This is a genomic window from Variovorax frigidus, assembly GCF_051216515.1.
In the GTDB taxonomy this organism is placed as follows: Bacteria; Pseudomonadota; Gammaproteobacteria; order Burkholderiales; family Burkholderiaceae_C; genus Variovorax.
The window spans coordinates 452,780-472,406 of record NZ_JBPJZF010000002.1 but is presented as its reverse complement, the minus strand read 5'-3'; the positions used below and the strand labels follow the sequence as shown (position 1 = coordinate 472,406).

17 protein-coding genes are annotated in these 19,627 nt (G+C 66.2%); 5 read left to right on the top strand and 12 right to left on the bottom strand.

All coding sequences use genetic code 11. The features are described from left to right. The 3 genes from sdhD to ACSFBC_RS07485 form a co-directional block, all read right to left on the bottom strand. Entirely contained in the window at window positions 1-366 is a 366-nt protein-coding gene (sdhD, locus tag ACSFBC_RS07495; RefSeq protein WP_435509681.1) for a succinate dehydrogenase, hydrophobic membrane anchor protein, read from the bottom strand. Between the two features lie 16 nt (window positions 367-382). Beyond that, entirely contained in the window at window positions 383-829 is a 447-nt protein-coding gene (sdhC, locus tag ACSFBC_RS07490) for a succinate dehydrogenase, cytochrome b556 subunit (protein ID WP_435509680.1), read from the bottom strand. Window positions 830-1,022: 193 nt separating this feature from the next. Then, window positions 1,023-1,778, bottom strand: coding sequence for a GntR family transcriptional regulator (locus ACSFBC_RS07485; protein ID WP_435509679.1), 756 nt, complete (start codon window positions 1,776-1,778; stop codon window positions 1,023-1,025). 189 nt (window positions 1,779-1,967) lie between these two features. Between ACSFBC_RS07485 and ACSFBC_RS07480 the strand changes: the two genes are divergently transcribed. The 4 genes from ACSFBC_RS07480 to ACSFBC_RS07465 all read left to right on the top strand — a co-directional run bounded on the left by ACSFBC_RS07480 (window position 1,968) and on the right by ACSFBC_RS07465 (window position 7,409). Further along, on the top strand, window positions 1,968-2,954 hold the full coding sequence (locus tag ACSFBC_RS07480) for a malate dehydrogenase (RefSeq protein ID WP_435509678.1): 987 nt from the start codon (window positions 1,968-1,970) through the stop codon (window positions 2,952-2,954). A 181-nt stretch (window positions 2,955-3,135) separates the two neighbouring features. Further along, window positions 3,136-4,143, top strand: a complete 1,008-nt coding sequence (locus ACSFBC_RS07475; RefSeq protein ID WP_435509677.1) for an HpcH/HpaI aldolase/citrate lyase family protein — start codon at window positions 3,136-3,138, stop codon at window positions 4,141-4,143. A 27-nt stretch (window positions 4,144-4,170) separates the two neighbouring features. After that, window positions 4,171-4,755: a hypothetical protein gene (locus tag ACSFBC_RS07470; RefSeq protein WP_435509676.1), complete on the top strand. Its 585-nt coding sequence runs from the start codon at window positions 4,171-4,173 to the stop codon at window positions 4,753-4,755. Window positions 4,756-4,823: 68 nt separating this feature from the next. Continuing rightward, window positions 4,824-7,409 (top strand): bifunctional aconitate hydratase 2/2-methylisocitrate dehydratase, encoded by a 2,586-nt coding sequence (locus ACSFBC_RS07465; RefSeq protein WP_435509675.1) that lies wholly within the window; start codon window positions 4,824-4,826, stop codon window positions 7,407-7,409. A 43-nt stretch (window positions 7,410-7,452) separates the two neighbouring features. On the opposite strand, the gene ACSFBC_RS07460 is transcribed toward ACSFBC_RS07465, so the two are convergent. The 7 genes from ACSFBC_RS07460 to ACSFBC_RS07430 form a co-directional block, all read right to left on the bottom strand. After that, window positions 7,453-8,166 carry a glycosyltransferase family 2 protein gene (locus ACSFBC_RS07460; protein WP_435509674.1) on the bottom strand — a complete coding sequence of 238 codons (714 nt, stop codon included), beginning with the start codon at window positions 8,164-8,166 and terminating at the stop codon, window positions 7,453-7,455. Continuing rightward, entirely contained in the window at window positions 8,163-8,801 is a 639-nt protein-coding gene (locus ACSFBC_RS07455; protein WP_435509673.1) for a class I SAM-dependent DNA methyltransferase, read from the bottom strand. Before ACSFBC_RS07455 ends, ACSFBC_RS07460 begins: the two co-directional genes overlap by 4 nt. After that, on the bottom strand, window positions 8,798-9,568 hold the full coding sequence (locus tag ACSFBC_RS07450) for a PIG-L deacetylase family protein (RefSeq protein ID WP_435509672.1): 771 nt from the start codon (window positions 9,566-9,568) through the stop codon (window positions 8,798-8,800). Before ACSFBC_RS07450 ends, ACSFBC_RS07455 begins: the two co-directional genes overlap by 4 nt. Beyond that, window positions 9,556-10,557, bottom strand: a complete 1,002-nt coding sequence (locus ACSFBC_RS07445) for an acyl-CoA dehydrogenase family protein (protein WP_435509671.1) — start codon at window positions 10,555-10,557, stop codon at window positions 9,556-9,558. The genes ACSFBC_RS07450 and ACSFBC_RS07445 overlap by 13 nt, the downstream gene beginning before the upstream one ends. A 13-nt stretch (window positions 10,558-10,570) precedes the next feature. Beyond that, window positions 10,571-11,077: a pyridoxamine 5'-phosphate oxidase family protein gene (locus ACSFBC_RS07440; protein ID WP_435509670.1), complete on the bottom strand. Its 507-nt coding sequence runs from the start codon at window positions 11,075-11,077 to the stop codon at window positions 10,571-10,573. 109 nt (window positions 11,078-11,186) lie between these two features. Then, window positions 11,187-12,017, bottom strand: a complete 831-nt coding sequence (locus ACSFBC_RS07435; RefSeq protein ID WP_435509669.1) for a helix-turn-helix domain-containing protein — start codon at window positions 12,015-12,017, stop codon at window positions 11,187-11,189. 124 nt (window positions 12,018-12,141) lie between these two features. Further along, complete coding sequence (locus tag ACSFBC_RS07430; protein ID WP_435509668.1) at window positions 12,142-13,002, bottom strand: hypothetical protein; 861 nt, start codon at window positions 13,000-13,002, stop codon at window positions 12,142-12,144. A gap of 422 nt (window positions 13,003-13,424) precedes the next feature. On the opposite strand from ACSFBC_RS07430, the gene ACSFBC_RS07425 reads away from it, so the two are divergent. Beyond that, the gene (locus tag ACSFBC_RS07425; protein WP_435509667.1) at window positions 13,425-16,292 is read left to right on the top strand and encodes an aconitate hydratase; all 2,868 of its coding nucleotides are present in this window, start codon (window positions 13,425-13,427) and stop codon (window positions 16,290-16,292) included. An 18-nt stretch (window positions 16,293-16,310) separates the two neighbouring features. On the opposite strand, the gene ACSFBC_RS07420 is transcribed toward ACSFBC_RS07425, so the two are convergent. After that, complete coding sequence (locus ACSFBC_RS07420; RefSeq protein WP_435509666.1) at window positions 16,311-17,987, bottom strand: type IV secretory system conjugative DNA transfer family protein; 1,677 nt, start codon at window positions 17,985-17,987, stop codon at window positions 16,311-16,313. Between the two features lie 82 nt (window positions 17,988-18,069). Further along, window positions 18,070-19,617, bottom strand: a complete 1,548-nt coding sequence (locus tag ACSFBC_RS07415) for an XVIPCD domain-containing protein (protein ID WP_435509665.1) — start codon at window positions 19,615-19,617, stop codon at window positions 18,070-18,072. Window positions 19,618-19,627: the final 10 nt, after the last annotated feature.

Genomic DNA, 19,627 nt, shown 5'->3' with positions numbered 1-19,627 from the left:
TTACAGTCTCCAGAGCACTTGAATGGCCCAACCCGCGCAACCCACAAGCCAGACGATCGTGAAAATTTGAAGGGCGAGGCGGATGCCGACCGGCTGGACGTAGTCCATCCACACGTCGCGCATGCCGACCCACACGTGGTAGAGGATCGAGGCGATCACGACGAAGGTGAGCACCTTCATCCACTGCGCCGAGAAGATGCCGGCCCAGGTGTCGTAGCCGATCGGGCCGCGCGAGAACAGCACCTGCGCGAGCAGGATGATCGTGAAGAGGGCCATCAGGCCGCCGGTGATGCGCTGGCTGAGCCAGTCGCGAAGTCCGTAGTGCGCACCGACGACGATGCGCTTGGATCCGTAGTTCACAGACATTTTTCTAGCTCTCTTTTCAGTACAGGCCGAACAGCTTGGCGCCGAGCACGAGGGTCAGCGCGATGCTGATCACCAGCGTGCCGATGGCCGAGCTCTTGCCGAATTCCTTGGTCACCGCGGCATGGCTCACGTCCATCCACAGATGGCGCAGGCCGGCGATGAAGTGGTGCAGGTAGGCCCAGATCAGGGCCAGCGCCACCAGCTTGAAGAACCAGCCCGGCGCGAAGCCGACGCCGACGTTGAAGACGGCCTTGAAGCGGGCGAAGGAGATCTCCGAAGACACCGAGGTGTCGAACATCCAGATGATGAAAGGCAGCAACAGGAACATCAATACGCCGCTCACACGGTGCAGGATCGACACGATGCCCGCCGGCGGCAGCCGGTAGGTGGTCAGGTCGGTGAAGGCATTGATGTTGCGGAACTGGCGTCGCGGCGGACGGGGTGAGTTGGCAAGCTCGGTCATGGGGGCTTTCGTTGCTTTTTCGAGGGGCAGCTTGTTCTTTGGCGAAATGCAAACAACGCAAAATTCTATTGCAATGCACCATCACGCTGCAGTCGGCCCGGTGTCATCGCACTGGATTGGTGGGATGCTCCGACGCCAAAGACCCTGCCGGTGTCGTCCAGAAGTGCTGTAACGGGCTGAAGGGCGGGTTTCATCATCCGAGTTCGTTGCGGTAATGGTGGGTGTCGGTGCGGTAAAGCCCTCGGCGCAGCTCCATCGGGGTGTCGTGGTAGGTGTGGGCGAGGCGCTCGACGCTCAGCAGCGGGGTTCCCGCGGCCACGGCCAGCAGGGCGGCCTGCTCGGCATCGGGCAGCACGGCGCGGATCTTTTCCCCGGCGCGCACCATGCGCACCCCGAATTCGGTCTCGAACATCGCGTACATCGGCCCGCGCGAGGCGCGCAGCCGCTCGGCCGTGAGTCCCTTGAACGGCAGGCCGGGCAGCCACAGGTCCTCGAGGATGGTGGGCACGCCGCGGTAGGCGAGCACGCGGCGCACCTGCAGCACCGCATCGCCGGTGCGCAGCGCCAGCGCGCGCGCCACGTCGGCCGAGGCGCGCAGCCGCCGGCAGTCGACGATGGTGCGTTCGGCCGGGCCCTCGGTGCTGATGTCGCCGCTGTCGGGCACCAGCTTGAGGAAGCGGTACTGCACGTGCTGTTCGGCATGGGTGGCGACGAAGGTGCCCTTGCCCTGGCGGCGCACCACCAGGTACCCGGCGGCCAGTTCGTCGATGGCCTTGCGCACCGTGCCCTGGCTGACGCGGAAGCGCGCGGCCAGATCCATTTCGCTCGGAATCGGCTCACCTGGCTTCCATTCGCCCGCCTGCAGGCTCTGCAGGATCAGGGTCTTGATCTGCTGGTAGAGCGGGCTGAAGGACGGTGTGGCCGTGTCGGCGAGGAGGGGCGTATTCATGGCGTGGGACGCTCTGCGCGGTGCACGCAGAGACCCCCTATCTTATATAAGACATAAGACGTGCGCGCTCCGAATCGCGATTCGGCTTAAAATGTGCGCCGGTTCCGCCCCCGGCATTGCCTTCCGCGGGGCCTCGGCAGCCGCCCGAGCTTGCCGCCGCCGTTTTCACCATCTTCTGGAGTCTTTCCCATGAGCAAAAAGCCTGTTCGCGTCGCCGTCACCGGTGCCGCCGGCCAAATCGGTTACGCCCTGTTGTTCCGCATCGCTTCCGGCGAAATGCTCGGCAAGGACCAGCCCGTCATCCTGCAACTGCTCGAGATCCCCGACGAGAAGGCCCAGAAGGCCCTCAAGGGCGTGATCATGGAACTCGAAGACTGCGCCTTCCCGCTGCTCGCCGGCGTGATCCCCTCGGGCGATCCGATGGTGGCCTTCAAGGACGCCGACTATGCCCTGCTGGTCGGTTCGCGTCCCCGCGGCCCGGGCATGGAACGTGCCGAGCTGCTGGCCGTCAACGGCGCGATCTTCACGGCACAAGGCAAGGCGCTCAACGCCGTCGCCAGCCGCGACGTCAAGGTGCTGGTGGTGGGCAACCCCGCGAACACCAACGCCTACATCGCGATGAAGAGCGCACCGGACCTGCCGCGCAAGAACTTCACCGCCATGCTGCGCCTGGACCACAACCGCGCGCTGAGCCAGATCGCCGCCAAGACCGGCACCGCCGTGGCCGACATCGAAAAGCTGACCGTCTGGGGCAACCACTCGCCCACGATGTACGCCGACTACCGCTTCGCCACCGTGGCCGGCAAGAGCGTCAAGGACCTGATCAACGACCAGGTCTGGAATGCCGACACCTTCCTGCCGACCGTCGGCAAGCGCGGTGCCGCGATCATCGAAGCCCGTGGCCTGTCCTCGGCCGCTTCGGCTGCCAACGCCGCCATCGACCACATGCGCGACTGGGCCCTGGGCACCAACGGCAAGTGGGTCACGATGGGCATCCCGTCGGACGGCCAGTACGGCATTCCGAAGGACGTGATGTTCGGCTTCCCGGTCACCACCGAAAACGGCGAATACAAGATCGTCGAAGGCCTCGACATCGACGCCTTCAGCCAGGAACGCATCGACAAGACGCTCAAGGAACTGACCGACGAGCAGGCCGGCGTCGCCCACCTGCTGTAAATCCCCCGGCCGTCGGGCACGTCGCGCGCTGTGCGCGTCGTGCGCCGACGGCTCCAGGAGCCACACTTTTCATGTCCGACCGTAATCCTCATCTCGATGACCGTCGCTGCCCGCAGGCTCGCTTCGACGCGAGCGACATCGCGACCTGGGCGCCGCGCAAAGCGCCCGACCTCTTGACTGCATGACCGCAGCTTCCGTGCACCCCCGCGACGTGCTGCTCGGCGCCCAGGCGGGCGCGGTCCTGCTGCCGGTCTGTGACCACTACAGCGGCGTCGAAGCGCGCATGAAGAAGAGCCTCGCGCTCCAGGCCGAGATGGCCGCGGAGTTCGGGGCCTGCGTGTTCGACGTCACCCTCGACTGCGAAGACGGCGCGCCCGTGGGCGGCGAAGCCGAACACGCGCAGCTCGTGACCGAACTGGCGCTGGCCTCGGCCCCCGCGATGCGGGTCGGCGTGCGCGTGCACCCGGTCGACCATGCCGCCTTCGACGCCGACATCGCCACCATCGCCGGCCGTGCCGGCCGGCGCCTGAGCCACCTGATGGTGCCCAAGGTCGAGTCGATCGCCGACGTGACCCGCGCCGTGGCCGCGCTCGACGCGGCGGGCGCACAGGCGCTGCCGCTGCACGTGCTCATCGAGTCTCCGCTGGCGGTGCACAACGCCTTCGCCATCGCGGCCCATCCGCGCGTGCAGTCGCTGAGCTTCGGGCTCATGGATTTCGTCTCGGCCCATGCCGGCGCGATTCCGGCCGTCGGCATGGGGGTCGAGGGCCAGTTCCGTCATCCCCTGGTGGTGCGCGCCAAGCTCGAGATCGCCTCGGCTGCGCACGCCTACGGCAAGGTGCCATCGCACTGCGTCGTCACCGAATTCAGCAACGTCGAGGCCCTGCGTGCCGCGGCGAAGCGGGCCGCCGGCGAGTTCGGCTATACCCGCATGTGGAGCATTCATCCCAGCCAGATCCGGCCGATCCTCGAGGCCTTCGCGCCCGGGGAAGGCCAGATCGAACAGGCCACGCGCATCGTCGATGCGGCGGTGCGCCAGGCCTGGGCGCCGGTCAGCATCGACGGCACGCTTCACGATCGCGCGAGCTACCGCCATTTCTGGCAGGTGCTCGAGCGTGCCCATGCCACAGGCCGTGTGCTGCCCCCCGAGGCACAGGTCTGGTTCTCGCCTTCTCCTCCGAACACCTAAGACAACAGATCCTCCAAGGAACACCCGATGACCAAGACCCTCGCACTGATTGCCGCCGCCGCCCTGGCGTTCCCACTGATGGCCACGGCCCAGAGCACGGACGCGAAGCCTGCGGCCAAGGCCGCGGCGAAGCCTGCCGCGAAGCCCGCACCCAAGAAGAAGCCCCAGGTGACGCGCCGCGCCGCCAAGGCCGTCGAGGAAGTCACGCCGATCGACACCAACACCGACGTCACGCTGAACGAGGCCGACCTGGCCGTGGCCGGACGCGTGCACACCGGCAAGATCCAGTGCGAACTGGGTGCCGACGTGACCGTGACCCCCGACGAGAAGAAGCCCGGCTTCTTCACCGTCTCGACCAAGGGCGCCAAGTACCGCATGCACCCGGTCGAAAGCCGCACCGGTGCGATCCGCCTGGAAGACCCGCGCGCGGGCGCCATGTGGCTCCAGCTCGGCAACAAGTCGATGCTGATGAACCAGAAGCAGGGCCTGCGTCTGGCCGACGATTGCCAGGCGCCGGCACAGATCGCCATGTCGGCGGAACTCAAGATCAACCCGCCCAAGAGCCTGTTCGAGGGTGCCGACGCGCCGGCGACCGGCGCCGTCAAGAAGTAAGAAGAAGCAAAGGCACAGGCTGTCCCCCGCAGCCGCCCCGTCGTACCCGTTTCCGGAGAATCAAGAAGATGTTGCAAGCCTACGTTGACCATGTCGCAGAGCGCGCCGCGCTCGGTATCCCGCCCCTGCCCCTCACCGCCAAGCAGACCGGCGAAGTGATCGAGCTGATGAAATCCGCCACCGCGAACGACGGCGAGTTCCTGCTCAACCTGATCACGCATCGCGTGCCGGCCGGCGTCGACGATGCCGCCAAGGTCAAGGCCAGCTATCTGGCAGCCGTGGCGCATGGGACGGAAAAGAGCCTGTTGCTGTCGCGTGCGCGCGCCACCGAACTGCTCGGCACCATGCTCGGCGGCTACAACATCAGCCCCATGATCGACCTGCTCGACGACGCCGAAGTCGGCGCCGTCGCGGCCGAGGGCCTGAAGAAGACGCTGCTGATGTTCGACCAGTTCCACGACGTCAAGGAAAAGGCCGACAAGGGCAACGTCCACGCCAAGGGCGTGCTGCAAAGCTGGGCCGACGCGGAATGGTTCACCAGCCGTCCCGAAGTGCCGCAGAGCATCACGGTCAGCATCTTCAAGGTGGCCGGCGAGATCAACACCGACGACCTGTCGCCGGCACCCGATGCGACGACGCGTCCCGACATCCCGATGCACGCGCTCGCGATGCACAAGAACGCACGTCCCGGCATCGTTCCCGAGGAAGACGGCAAGCGCGGCCCGGTGAAGTTCATCGAAGACCTGCGCGCGCGCGGCCACCTCGTGGCCTACGCCGGCGACGTGGTCGGCACGGGTTCGTCGCGCAAGAGCGCCACCAACTCGGTGCTGTGGTTCACCGGAGAAGACATTCCCTTCGTGCCGAACAAGCGCTTCGGCGGCGTCTGCCTCGGCGGCAAGATCGCGCCGATCTTCTACAACACCATGGAAGACTCGGGCGCACTGCCCATCGAGCTCGACGTGGCGCAGATGAACATGGGCGACGTGGTCGAACTGCGTCCCTACGAAGGCAAGGCGCTGAAGGACGGCAAGGTCATCGCCGAGTTCCAGGTCAAGAGCGAGGTGCTGTTCGATGAAGTGCGCGCCGGCGGCCGCATTCCGCTGATCATCGGCCGTGGCCTCACGGCCAAGGCGCGCGAAGCGCTGGGCCTGCCGGTGTCGACGCTGTTCCGCCTGCCGACCAGCCCGGTCGACACCCAGAAGGGTTACTCGCTCGCGCAGAAGATGGTCGGCCGCGCCTGCGGCCTGCCCGAAGGCACCGGCGTGCGCCCGGGCACGTATTGCGAACCCAAGATGACCTCGGTCGGCTCGCAGGACACCACCGGCCCGATGACGCGCGACGAGCTGAAAGACCTGGCCTGCCTGGGCTTCTCGGCCGACCTCGTGATGCAGTCGTTCTGCCACACGGCGGCGTACCCCAAGAAGGTCGACGTCAAGATGCACCACGAGCTGCCGGACTTCATGGCCAACCGCGGCGGTGTGTCGCTGCGGCCGGGCGACGGCGTGATCCATTCATGGCTCAACCGCCTGCTGACGCCCGACACCGTCGGCACCGGCGGCGACAGCCACACCCGCTTCCCCATCGGCATCAGCTTCCCCGCCGGCTCGGGCCTGGTGGCTTTCGCGGCCGCGACCGGGGTGATGCCGCTCGACATGCCCGAATCGGTGCTGGTGCGCTTCAAGGGCCAGATGCAGCCCGGCGTCACCTTGCGTGACCTGGTCAACGCGATCCCGCTGTACGCGATCAAGGCCGGCCTGCTGACCGTTGCCAAGCAAGGCAAGGTCAACATCTTCTCGGGCCGCATCCTGGAAATCGAAGGCCTGCCGGACCTCAAGGTCGAACAAGCCTTCGAGTTGAGCGACGCTTCGGCCGAACGCTCGGCTGCCGGCTGCACGGTGCACCTGAACAAGGAACCGATCATCGAGTACATCAACAGCAACATCACGCTGATGAAGTGGATGATCGCCGAAGGCTATGCCGATGCCCGCACGCTGGCCCGCCGCATCGCCGCGCAGGAAGCCTGGCTCAAGGACCCGCAGCTGCTCAAGGGCGACGACGACGCCGACTACGCGGCCGTCATCGAGATCGACCTGGCCGACATCCACGAACCGATCTGCGCGTGCCCGAACGACCCGGACGACGTGAAGACGCTGTCCGACGTGGCCGGCGCGAAGATCGACGAAGTGTTCATCGGTTCGTGCATGACCAACATCGGCCACTTCCGTGCCGCATCGAAGCTGCTCGAAGGCAAGCGCGACATCCCGGTCAAGCTGTGGATCGCACCGCCGACCAAGATGGACGCGCAGCAGCTGACCGAGGAAGGCCACTACGGCGTGTTCGGCAATGCCGGTGCCCGCACCGAAATGCCGGGCTGCTCGCTGTGCATGGGCAACCAGGCGCAGGTGCGCGAAGGCGCGACCGTGATGTCGACCAGCACGCGCAACTTCCCCAATCGACTGGGCAAGAACACCAACGTGTACCTGGGCTCGGCCGAGCTGGCCGCGATCTGCTCGCGCCTGGGCCGCATCCCGACCAAGGAAGAGTACATGGCCAGCGTCGGTGTGCTGGAGGCGTCGAGCACGCAGATCTACCAATACCTGAACTTCGACAAGATCGAGGAATATCAGAACGTCGCCGACGGCGTGACTGCCTGATCCCTCCGGCTGCCAGATCGAGGCCCGCTTCGGCGGGCCTTTTTCATGGGGCCGGCGGTTCGGTGGCGAGCTGCGGCACCACGGCGGCCGCCAGCCTGGCCGCGATCACGGCCAGCAGCGTGTCGCCGAAGCCACCGCGCGCCCGCGCGTCCGCTCGAGCGCTGGTCGACACACGAGGCGCGGCACTCCAGGCGATGCGTGCGCCCGAGGCCTGAAGCGCCTCGACCAACGCCACGTCCTCGCTGCAGGCCAGGGCAGGGAAACCACCGGCGCGCACATAGGCGGCGGCCGAGACACCCAGGTTGGCGCCATGGATGTGACGGTGGCCGTCGGCATCGGTGTAGGTGCGCGCGAAGTGCTCGCGCAGCGGTTCGGCGTGGTGGCCGTGCACGCTCCAGTCGTCCACGCCGATCGAGCCGCAGACGGCGTCGGCGCCCAGCTCCAGCTGGCGCACCAGCCAGTCGGGTGACACCCGGGTGTCGGCATCGGTGAAGGCCAGCCAGCGCGCACCTTCGTCGAGCAGCCGTTGCGCACCGGCGGCGCGGGCCTGGCCCACATTGCGCACCGACACGGCCATGGTGCGGGCGCCTTGCCAACGGGCAATGGATCCGGTGGCATCGCTGCAGCTGTCGAGCACGACCAGCAGTTGCACCGTCTCGCCTTGCAGCGCCGGATGCACGCCAGCGGCGCGCAGGCTGGCCACGGTGGCCGCGATGTGCATTTCCTCGTCATGCGCAGGAACGACGATGCCGATCATCGGATGCCTTCCCGTTGGGCCACCGAGCGCGCATCCCGGCACCAGACGTCGAGCACGAAGTCGCTCTCGGTGTGCGCCACGGTGCGCGCCAGGCCCGTTGCGGCAAAGGCCCGGTGCACTGCATCGGTCGACAGCACGCGCGCCTCGAAATCGGGGCGCCAGTTGCAGGCCGCCAGCACGCCGTCGTCGCTCAACGCATCGGCGCAGCAGCGCGCCAGCGTCTGCATCGCGTCCTCGCTCAGGAAGTAGCCCAGTTCGCTGACCACCACCAGATCGAAGGGCCCTTCGGCGTGCGGAAAATCCTGCGGTAGCGCGTGGGCTGCGATGCGCACGTTGGGCAGCGCGGCGGTGCGGGCCTGCGCGGAGGCCCTGGCCCGCGGGCTGAAGTCGCTGGCCAGTACGCGGTCGCAGCGTGCGGCCAGCGCCACCGTCAGTTCGCCCGCGCCACAGCCGGGCTCGTACACGCTGGCGTAGCGCCGGTGCGGCAGGGCGGCGAGCAGCAATGCGCGCTTGCGTTCCTCGTACCAGCGGGTGCGCAGGCCATAGGGGTCGTCGCTGTCGCCGTAGAGCGATTCGAAGTAGGCGAGGCGATCGTCGGCGCCCGCAGCCTGGCGGGTCGGCGTCTCGGTGATCATGAGAAGAAGACCTCGAAGGGACGCTGCGCGCGCTGGACCGTGGTGCCGCGCAGGATCGGGCCGGCCCCCGTCGAGGGGTCGCTCTCGAGCTGGCTGGTGAACGCGCCCACCGCCTCGCGCTTGGCGCGCGCGGCATCCGCGTCGAGTGCCAGCCGAACGGCCCGGCTCCAGGGCAGGCGCGCGTCACCGGGCGCCGCCCAGTGCCAGGCCCACACCGGGACCTCGATCAAGCGTGCGCCAGTGTCGGCAGCGGCCGCGGCACAGGCCTGGGCCGTCGCCTCGTGATCGGGATGGCCGTCATACCGCCAGGTGGTGAAGATCACGTCCCTGGGGCGCAGCAAGGCAGCGAGCGCGCGAGCCAGGGGCCCGCGCTGGCGCATCAGTCCGCCGTCGTCGAAGCCGAGGCGGCGGGCTTCTGTCGTGCGATCGACATCGAGCCCGAGGGCCTGCCATGCGCGATGGCTCTCCAGCGGGCGTTCGACGGCCAGCCGGTGCGGTGGCCAGACCATCGAGGCCGGATGGCTGGCCGTGCCGTCAGTGGCCGCGACGATCAGCATCGATCGGCGCAACATCTGCAATTGCGCGAGCAGGCCGCCCACGGCCAGCACCTCGTCGTCGGGATGCGGCGCGACAACGACCGCGCGATACCCGGGCGGCACGAGCTGTCCGGCACTGGTCTCCACCATCGGTTGATGCGCGAGCCAAGGCAGCCACTCGGCCTCGGTCGTGCCCTGACCCTCGATGGCCCGTTCGGCTACAGCGGCCATGGCGCCTCCACAGGCGGGAGCAAGGCACTGCCGAGCGCGGCCAGGTCGCGCTCGGCGTGGCTCTGGCGCAGGAAGATCGGCAGGTCAACCATGGCCTGCGCGAAACGCGCGTCGCGGCACAGCGGTGCCGCACCCAGGGCGCGGCCCGCGTGGGTCATCACCGTGGTGGCGGCGGCTTCGACCACCAGCCGTGCGCGCTGCGCCGGCAACTGGGCACTGGCCTGTGGCCAGGCATCGATCCAGGCGGCGGTCTCGTGCAGCACGGCCGCAGCGCCGGTCAATGCCACGTCGATGGCCCCGAGGTGCGCAAGCCGGTGCGCGTCGGGCCGCGGGCCGCAGCGCTGCCGCGTCATCTCGGCAATGCCCGCCGCACCGCCGTACCAGCAGGCCGCGATGCCGGCACCGCCCTGCCAGAAACCGGGGCGTGCCACATAGTCGCCCGGCCGGCCAATGGGCGTTGCCACGGCGGCGTCGAGATGCACATCGACGGTTCGCGCAGCGGCCATGCCCGCAGCCTGCCAGCCGTGGTCGCCGACCGTGACGCGGGCCTGGTCGAGCTCGACGGCCGCCAGGCAGGGCTCGCCGGCTTCGTTCCAGGCGCTGATCACCGCATGCGTGACGCTGTGGGCACCAGAGCACCAGGCCTTGGTGCCGTTCAGGGTGCAACTGCCGTCGGCCTGCGGGTGCAATGCGACTCGCGCATCCGGTGGCTCGGCACACCAGGTGCCCCATCGGCTGCCGAGCGGTGCCGCCGGGCCGCCAAGTTCCGCGAGGATGGCAAGCGCATCGGTGTGCCCCTCGAACAGCTTGACCAGCGACAGGTCATGGGCCGCCACGGCCGCCAGCATCTGCCAGCGCTCGAGCGTCCGGCCGGAGCCAGGCAAGGGCAGGGGATCGAAGCCGCCGTCGACCAGTTCGCCCAAGGTGAGCGGTGCATCGGCCGCGGCCAGCAGCGAGCGAAGTCGCTGGTCCGTGCGAGGAGCGAGCATGGCGGTGCGATGCTCAGCCGAGATGAAGGCTCTTGTGCTTGCCCAGGTTCTTGGGCGGCTCGCCGGTGACGGCGGCCTTCATCATCTTGAAGACCTGGACCATCTTGCTGTCGTCCACATCCCAGAACTCTGCGCGCCCGATGCGCACCGTGAGCAGGCCGAGGTTGGGGTCGGTCACGCCGGCAGGGAACCAGGCCTTGGCCATCGAAGTGAAGAGTTCTTCCTTCTTCGCCTGATCTTCCAGCAGCGCCGCGTGGCCGGACACCGAGACATAGTGGTCCTTGTCGGGGTTGGCGTAGGCCACGTTCACCACGTCATCGGCCGGCAGGTTGCGCGCGATCTCGCCGTCCTTGGGCACGAAGAAGTAAAGCGTCGCGCCTTCGTCGAGCTGCTTGTTCTGGGTCGTGAGCGGATGGCCGTGCAGCATGCCGTCGTGGTGGCGGTGCGTGAACATGCCGAAGCGCGTGTCCTTGATCAGCTCCCAGAGCTTGTGATGGTCGTTGTCTGTCGTCGTTGTCATGGTGGTGCGCCTGGGAAGTTATCTACAAGCGCCCAACATACGGAGGTGGCCGATGCACCGGCCGGGACGAACGCCGCGTGTTCATGTGGGCCGCCGCCGACGGCTCGTGTCATGCCCCCAGGGTCGACAGCGCCTTCGCGGTGGCCGCGTCCGCCGGAAAGAACGACTCGACCGCGAGTTCCTGCAGCGTCACGTCGACCGGCGTGCCGAAGATGGTGGTGGTGCTGATGAAGCTCAGCACACCGGCCGGCGTCCCCAGCTGGAACGGGACGACCACGCCCGCCAGTTCACCGCCCGCGGGCGGTGTCTCATGGCCGGCGTCGGCCACCGGGTAGGCGGCCAGTTCGTCGTGCAAGGCCTGGAGCGTGGCGTCGCCGGTCGCCGCGACCTGCTGCTGCAGCCGCTCGAGCAGATGCAGGCGCCACTGCGCCAGGTTGGCGATACGCGGCGCCAGGCCCTGCGGATGCAGGCTCAGGCGCAGCACGTTGATCGGCGGCTTCAGCAGTTCCGGCGCGGCGCCGGCCATCAGCAGCGGCACGATGCGGTTGGCCGCCACCAGATGCCAGTGGCGGTCGATGGCCAGTGCCGGGTAAGGCTCGTGGCCCTTCAACACCAGATCGACCGCCTGGCGCGCCGCCGCCAGCGCCGGGTCGTCGAGCGCACGCTGGCGGTACATGGGCGCGAAGCCGGCTGCCACCAGCAGCGCATTGCGCTCGCGCAACGGCACACCCAGCCGCTCGGCCAGACGAAGCACCATCTCGCGGCTGGGCGCGGCGCGGCCGGTCTCGACGTAGCTCAGGTGGCGGGTCGATACCTCCGCCTCGTGGGCCAGGTCGAGCTGGCTCAGGCGACGGCGCTGGCGCCAGTGGCGCAGGTGGGCGCCGAAGGGATCGCGGGCGCCCGGTGCGACGGGGGGCGAGGATTGCGCAGGGTGGTTCATGGCATCGATTCTGTGGCGCGTCGCGCGCTGTTGCCATGACCTCTGACGTCATCGACGCGCTGACCTCGCGGCGGAATCATCGACCCTGACGCCGCAGGAGGGCGGGCCCTGCGGGTGCCCGGATTCAGGGCGGCGGTGCGTTCGGTGCCAGATGCTCCTGCCCCTTGAGCACCATGGCGGCGCCCGGCGGGCCACCCACCGCATGGGGCAGCGAGGTCAGCAGCGAATGGGCGAGGTTGCCGCGGTACAGCTTGGCGCCCTGGTGCGAGAGGTTGGAGTTGGCATCGACGTGGATCGACTCGCCCAGTCCCGACCACAGGCGGCAGAAGCCGTAGTCTTCCGACAGATAGCGCCGGGTCTGCGGATCGACCATCACATCGAAGAAGCGGTAGTGCAGGCCGCGGTCGATGTCGCCGATGCCGTCGGGCGCGTAGCGGAAATCGGGATAGCCTGCCATGAGCCGCTCGAAGACGCCGCGCTTGATGACCATGAAGCCGGTCGGCGCTTCGGTGACCTTCATGAAGCCGTCGGGCTGGACGTCGAGTTCGACCTCCGAGCTGCCTTCCGCCGCTTCGGAGTTGATGGTGTAGCGCGTGAACATGGCTTCGAACTGCTGGCGCGTCGTGCCCTGGGTCACCCCTTCGGCGGGCCAGTCCTCCCGCTTGAGCGGATACACGCCCGCCGCGATGTCGTGGTCCGACTGCAGCAGCCGGAAGGCGGCCTGCGCCGAAAAACCGATGTCGGCGTCGATCCAGAACAGGTGGGTCCATTGCGGGTTGGCCAGAAATTGCGCCACGCAATTGTTGCGCGCACGCGTGACCAGGCTTTCGCCCTGATGGAGCAGCACTTGCATGCGCATGCCGGCGCGCTCGGCTTCGACGGTGAAGTTCATCATCGACACGACGTAGTTCTGAAAGAACTTGCCGTCGTGGCTCGGCGTGACGACCAGGGGAAAGAAGGAGCGGAGTTCGGAGAGGTCGAGCATGGGCGGGTTCCGGGGCTGGTGGGTGCTGCATCCTGTGTTGGAGCGCGGGCCTGACGTTCATTCGATTCCAAGTGGCCGTCAGGACATGGGTTTTTCTTTTTTGAATTGCAGTAGATTTTTAATTCGGGATGAATTCGTCGATAAATTCCATCCATTTTTTTCTGTCATCAAATGGTGGCTATTGAAGAAGACTGTATTCAAATCCCCGATTTGAGACTGTCAATTTCGCGCACGGCCCGCGTCTTTGACTGTGAGATTCGCGCACGGCCCGCGCTTCGGCGGCTTGGCGACTCGCCCACGTCACGGCCTCGCGGCCCGGCAGCCCCGCCCGCGGAAAGGCCGCGGTGGAGAAGACCGACTACAGCCACTGACATCGTTCCTCGCTATCCTTGAGGTGCTTCCACGAATCACAGGAGTTTTCAATGGCCAAGGCCCCGGCACACCCCTTCGCATCCGCGCTCAAGACATTCAAGACGGCATCGGGAGGGGCCGGCAAGTACTGGTCACTGAAGGAACTCGCGAAGCAGTACCCCAACATCGAGAAGCTGCCGGTCTCGATCCGCATCGTGCTCGAGTCGGTGCTGCGCAACTGCGACGGCCAGAAGGTCGGCGTCGAGAACGTCGCGCAGCTCGCCAACTGGCAACCCAACGCCGAGCGAACCGAGGAAATCCCCTTCGTCGTCACCCGCGTGGTGCTGCAGGACTTCACGGGCGTGCCGCTGCTGGCCGACCTGGCCGCCATGCGCAGCGTGGCCGCGAAGCTGGGCAAGTCGCCCAAGACCATCGAGCCGCTGGTGCCGGTCGACCTGGTGGTCGACCACTCCGTGATGGTCGACTACTACGGCACGCCCAAGGCGCTCGACCTGAACATGAAGCTGGAGTTCCAGCGCAACAACGAGCGCTACCAGTTCATGAAGTGGGGCATGCAGGCCTTCGACACCTTCGGCGTCGTGCCGCCGGGCTTCGGCATCGTGCACCAGGTGAACCTCGAGTACTTCGCGCGCGGTGTCTACAAGGCCGCCGACGACACCGACAAGGTGCCGACCTGGTACCCCGATTCGCTGGTGGGCACCGACAGCCACACCACCATGATCAACGGCATCGGCGTGGTCGGCTGGGGCGTGGGCGGCATCGAGGCCGAGGCCGCGATGCTGGGCCAGCCGGTCTACATGCTGACACCCGACGTGGTGGGCTTCGAGCTCACCGGCAAGCTGCGCGAGGGCGTGACCGCCACCGACCTGGTGCTCTTCGTCACGGCCATCCTGCGCACCGAGAAGGTGGTGGGCAAGTTCGTCGAATTCTTCGGCCCGGGTGCCGCGTCGATCGCGGTGCCCGACCGCGCGACCATCGGCAACATGGCGCCCGAATACGGCGCGACCATGGGCTTCTTCCCGGTCGACGAGATGACGCTCGCCTACTTCAAGGGCACGGGCCGCACCGACAAGGAAATCGAACGCTTCGAGGCTTACTACAAGGCGCAGGGCCTGTTCGGCATGCCGGCACCGGGTGAACTCAACTACACCAAGGTCGTGCGTCTCGACCTGGGCACGGTGTCGCCGAGCCTGGCCGGCCCCAAGCGTCCGCAGGACCGCATCGACCTGGGCCATCTGTCGACCAAGTTCTCCGAGCTCTACAGCAAGCCCAACGACGCGAACGGCTTCAACCAGCCGGCCGACAAGCTCAAGATCCGCTACCCGCTCTCGAAGACCGGCCAGGGCGACGACAGCGAGGCGCCGGCGCCCGCAGCGGGCTCGCCGCGCCAGGTGGTCGAGATGGTGGCCAACCGTTCGACCAAGGCCGCCGCGCACGTGAGCGCCACGGCGCCGGCTTCGCCGAAAGGCGCCATCACCATCGGCAACGGCGACGTGCTGATCGCCGCCATCACGTCCTGCACCAACACCTCGAATCCGAGCGTGATGCTGGCGGCCGGCCTGCTGGCCAAGAAGGCGGTGGAAGCCGGCCTGACCGTCAAGCCGCACGTCAAGACCTCGCTGGCCCCCGGCTCGCGCATCGTGACCGAGTACCTCGAGAAGGCGGGCCTGCTGCCCTACCTGGAAAAGCTGGGCTTCTACCTCGCAGGCTACGGCTGCACCACCTGCATCGGCAACGCGGGCGACCTGACGGCCGAGATCAACGAGGCCATCACCGACAACAACCTGGTGGCGGCCGCGGTGCTCTCGGGCAACCGCAACTTCGAGGCACGCATCCACCCGAACCTCAAGGCCAACTTCCTGGCCTCGCCGCCGCTGGTGGTGGCCTTCGCCATCGCGGGCAACGTGATGGTCGACCTGATGACCGAGCCCGTGGGCAAGGGCAAGCACGGCAAGGACGTGTACCTGGGCGACATCTGGCCCACGCCCAAGGAGATCGACGACAACCTGCGCTTCGCGATGAACGCCAAGGCCTTCCGCGCGAACTACGACAAGGTCAAGACCGATCCGGGCAAGTTCTGGAGCAGCATCCAGGGCACGACCGGCCAGGTCTACGACTGGCCCACCTCGACCTACATCGCCGAGCCGCCCTTCTTCGAGGGCTTCAAGATGAAGCCCGCGGCCACCAACCCCGGCTTCTCGGGCGCACGCGTGATGGCGCTGTTCGGCGACTCGATCACCACCGACCACATCTCGCCGGCCGGCTCGATCAAGGAAAGCTCGCCCGCGGGTGTCTGGCTCAAGGCGCACGGCGTGCCCAAGGCCGACTTCAACAGCTACGGCTCGCGCCGCGGCAACCACGAGATCATGATGCGCGGCACCTTCGCCAACGTGCGCATCAAGAACCTCATGCTGCCGCCGGACGACAAGGGCACGCAGGAAGAGGGCGGCCTCACGCTGTTCCAGCCGGGCAACGAGAAGATGTTCATCTACGACGCCGCGATGAAGTACATGGAGCAGGAAGTGCCCACCGTGGTCTTCGGCGGCGAGGAATACGGCACCGGCTCGTCGCGCGACTGGGCTGCCAAGGGCACGCAGCTGCTGGGCATCAAGGCCGTGGTGGCACGCAGCTTCGAGCGCATCCACCGCGCCAACCTGGTCGGCATGGGCGTGCTGCCGCTGCAGTTCCGCGGCGCCGATTCGTGGCAAAGCCTGGGCCTGACCGGCCACGAGAAGATCGACGTGGTGATCGAGGGCGAACTCAAGCCGCAGATGGACGTGAAGCTGGTGGTGCACCGCCCCGACGGCACGCACCAGGAAGCCACGGTGCGCCTGCGCATCGATACGCCGATCGAGGTCGACTACTACAAGCACGGGGGCATCCTGCCTTTCGTGCTGCGGCAGCTGCTGGCGGCCTGAGGACGCAGCGCGCCGGCTTCAGAGCGACAGGGTGGGAATCGGCACCTTGTCCAATAGCCGGCGCGTGAAGTACTTGTCCTGGTAGTAGCGAATCTTGTCGCACTTCACCGGGTGCGGGAGGCCCTCGTAGAGGAAGACTTCGGTGTCCGGTCCCATCGCCTTGAGTTCCTGGGGCAGCATCAGGGCACGGCGTTCTTCCGACTCGCTGCGACTGGTTTCCCGGCCTCGGGTCACGTTCTGCTTGCGCACGGTGGTGTAGCCCAGCATGTCGGAATAGTCGTTGGCGTCCTGCTGCTCCCGTGGCGCATAGATGATTTGCAAAGCGTGGTTGGTGATCAAGGTGCGGGCCACTTCCTTGCCGTAAGTGGCGTCCAGTTGCGCCATGCTCTGGACGATGGGCAACAGCCGCATGTTGTAGCCGGCCATGTAGCTCACGGCATTGGCGATGATGTCCACCTTGCCGATGCTGGTGAACTCGTCCATCAGCAACAGGCACTGGCGCCTGAGTCCCGGATTGTTCTGCGGCAGTTCCTTGGTGTTCACGTTGATGAGCTGGCTGAAGAACAGGTTGACGATCAGCCGGCTCTCGGCGAGCTTGTTGGGCTGGATGCCGATGTAGATGGTCATCTTCTTCTTGCGCACGTCGGTGAGCAGGAAGTCGTCGGCACTGGTGGCAGCGTCCAGCACCGGGTTGATCCAGGCGTTGAGCGGCTCTTTGAAGCTGCCCAGGACCGAGGCGAAGGTCTCCGCTGCTTGCGACAGCAGGTTCGAGAATGCCAATTGCGCATTGCCGCTCAGGAACGGCGACGCCGCCATGTCCTCATAGGACTTGCGCAGGTCCATGCCGTTGCCGGAAGACAGTTGATAGATCTGGCCGAGCGTGCGTGCAGTGCGAACCTGCTCTGGAAGTCCGTGCTCGCCATCGTCTTCCCATTTCTCGAACAGATAGAGCGAAAAGGCCATGAAGGCGTTGCGTGCCTGACTGACCCAGAACTTCTGGTCGGCGGCGCCGTCCGGATACAGCATGGCTGCAATGCTCATCAGGTCGGATACCCGAAAGGCCGGGTCGGTGGAGACATAAGTGAGCGGGTTCCAGCGGTGCGTCTTTCGATCCTCTGCGAAGGGATTGAAGAGATAGACCTCCTGGCCCTGCTGCGCCCGCCATCCGCTGGTGAGTTCGTAGTTCTCCTGCTTGATGTCGAGCACCACGATCGATTCGCCGTACTCGAGCAGATTGGGGATGACGATGCCCACGCCTTTACCCGAGCGCGTCGGCGCCGCAAGAATGACGAATTGCTGACCCGGCAGGCGAACCAGTTGGCCTCCGAACTTGCCCACCAGAATGCCGTTGGTCGCTGGCTTGAACATGCCGAGCCGACCCAGGTCGGCGCCAGTGCCGAAGCGCGCATCGCCGTGGATCGACGGGGCTTTCGATTTGGCGAGCAATGCCAGCAAGCCCAGCCAGAGCAGCACCGGCACGCCGAAGCCGATGTAGCCAGCCAGATGGATTTTCTGCGTATAGGGGCGGTAAGCAGGAAGGTCGAGCGCCTGCCAATAGCTGAGATAAGTGTTCCAGGCCAGCGATTGCGGGTCCAGTTTGAGCAGCAAGAGGGCGAGCCAGCCGGACAGGTAGATACCTGCCAAGAGCGCTGCGACGAGGGTCAGGGCTGCGCTGGCCCACTTGGCTTTGGTCATCGAATATCACTCGATTGAAAAGAGCAGGCAGGCTTGATTGAGGGATGTACCGTACATTCGAGAAAGCCGAATGGCGGGAAAATCATCGAGACAGGGCCGGCGCCGTTTGCTGCGGTGCTGGCTGGGCCACCTGTGGTGGCTGCTGAGTGGGCGCATGCTGCTGGGCCTGCCGCGTCTCCTGGAAGGCTCTGGCGCTTTGCGTAATGGGCGTGTACATGGCCTCCACCGTCAGCACGTCGATGACCTTCGAGTGCGCGGTCCCCAACTTGCCCTGCGCGGCGAAGAGCTTGCTGTTGTCTGGGCCGCCCAGTTCGAGGTGGTCGATACGCGTTAGGCCGGCCTTCTGCGCGGCCACCGCGACTGCAGCGGCGGCGTTGTCGGTCAACTGGTCGGGCTTGCGGCCGAACTGGGCATCGATCTTTTGGAGGGCGTTTTGGGCTTGCTTGAACAACGGGCTGTCCTGAATTCCCGGCTCTTGCCGCGAGGGCGACGCCAATGTTTGTTCCCTAAGCTTGACGTCGATGGCCTTCAGGGTGTTTCGGCCCGCCACGCCATCTTCCTTGAGATGGTTGTCGTGCTGGAACGCTTTGACAGCATGTCGCGTGCCGGGGCCCATGTGCCCGTCGGCTGTAGGCGGCTTGCCATCAGACCCGGTATAGCCAAGCTTCGTTAATTTGGTTTGCAACTCCGCCACGTCGGCGCTGTGTACGCCGCGCTTCGCGAGATGCTGAACGCCGGAATGAAGGAACTGATCTTTCACCGCCGCGTAGTACTTTCCTTGGTCGGAGTTCGCGTCGAGCGACCCAGGGTTCACCGTCGCATTGACTTTGACGCTTTGCCATGCACGATTCAGATCGCTTTGCGGGTCGGTGCGCTCCAGGCGCAGAAAGGTTTCTGTACCGCGAAGGGCGTGATCAACGCCGTTACCTACGTATTTCGGTAAGTGCTCATTCACCCAATTCCTGACATCGTCAACGCTCTTGAGACCGTCCTTGTCGATGCTTTCAAGCAGACCGCTCCGTACCACGACCCCTTTCTTCCATCGCTCGCCATCCCCTCCGGTTTGGTTCTCGAGCTTCAGGGCTATGGTGGAGAGTCGAGCTTGGTCCTCGTGGGATGAACGCTGGTACAGCGGCGTGGCCTGCAATCTGGCAAGCGTGCTATCGGGGCGCATCAGCCTGTCGATCTGACGTTCGTCGCGCTCATGCACAAAGGTTTTGCCAGCATCCGCGGTCAAGAACGCGTCGAGATGGGGTTTGACCGAGGGATCCAGCGGGCGGCCCGCTTCCGCTCGAATGGCGTTGCCGTTTCGGCCAAGGTCCGCGACCGTCTGTTGCACTTGCTTTTCGTTAAGTACCCAGTCCGGATGCTGCTTTTTGGCCCATGCCTGGAAGGAGGACACCAGCGCTTGCGCCACTTCGGGGTGAGCACCCAAGTCTGTCTGCAGCGTGCCAAGCGAATAGCCACTGTTGCCAACAGGTTCCAACTGCGTACCACCGTGCTCTTTCCCAGCAAACGAAAGATGGTTTGAAACATCGCGCCCGCCGATACTGCCCTCCAAACTCACACCCACCGCGAAGTAGGCCAAGGCTCGCGCTTCCTGGTTGCTCAGCTGATTCTTTTCGTTCATTTGTTTTCTC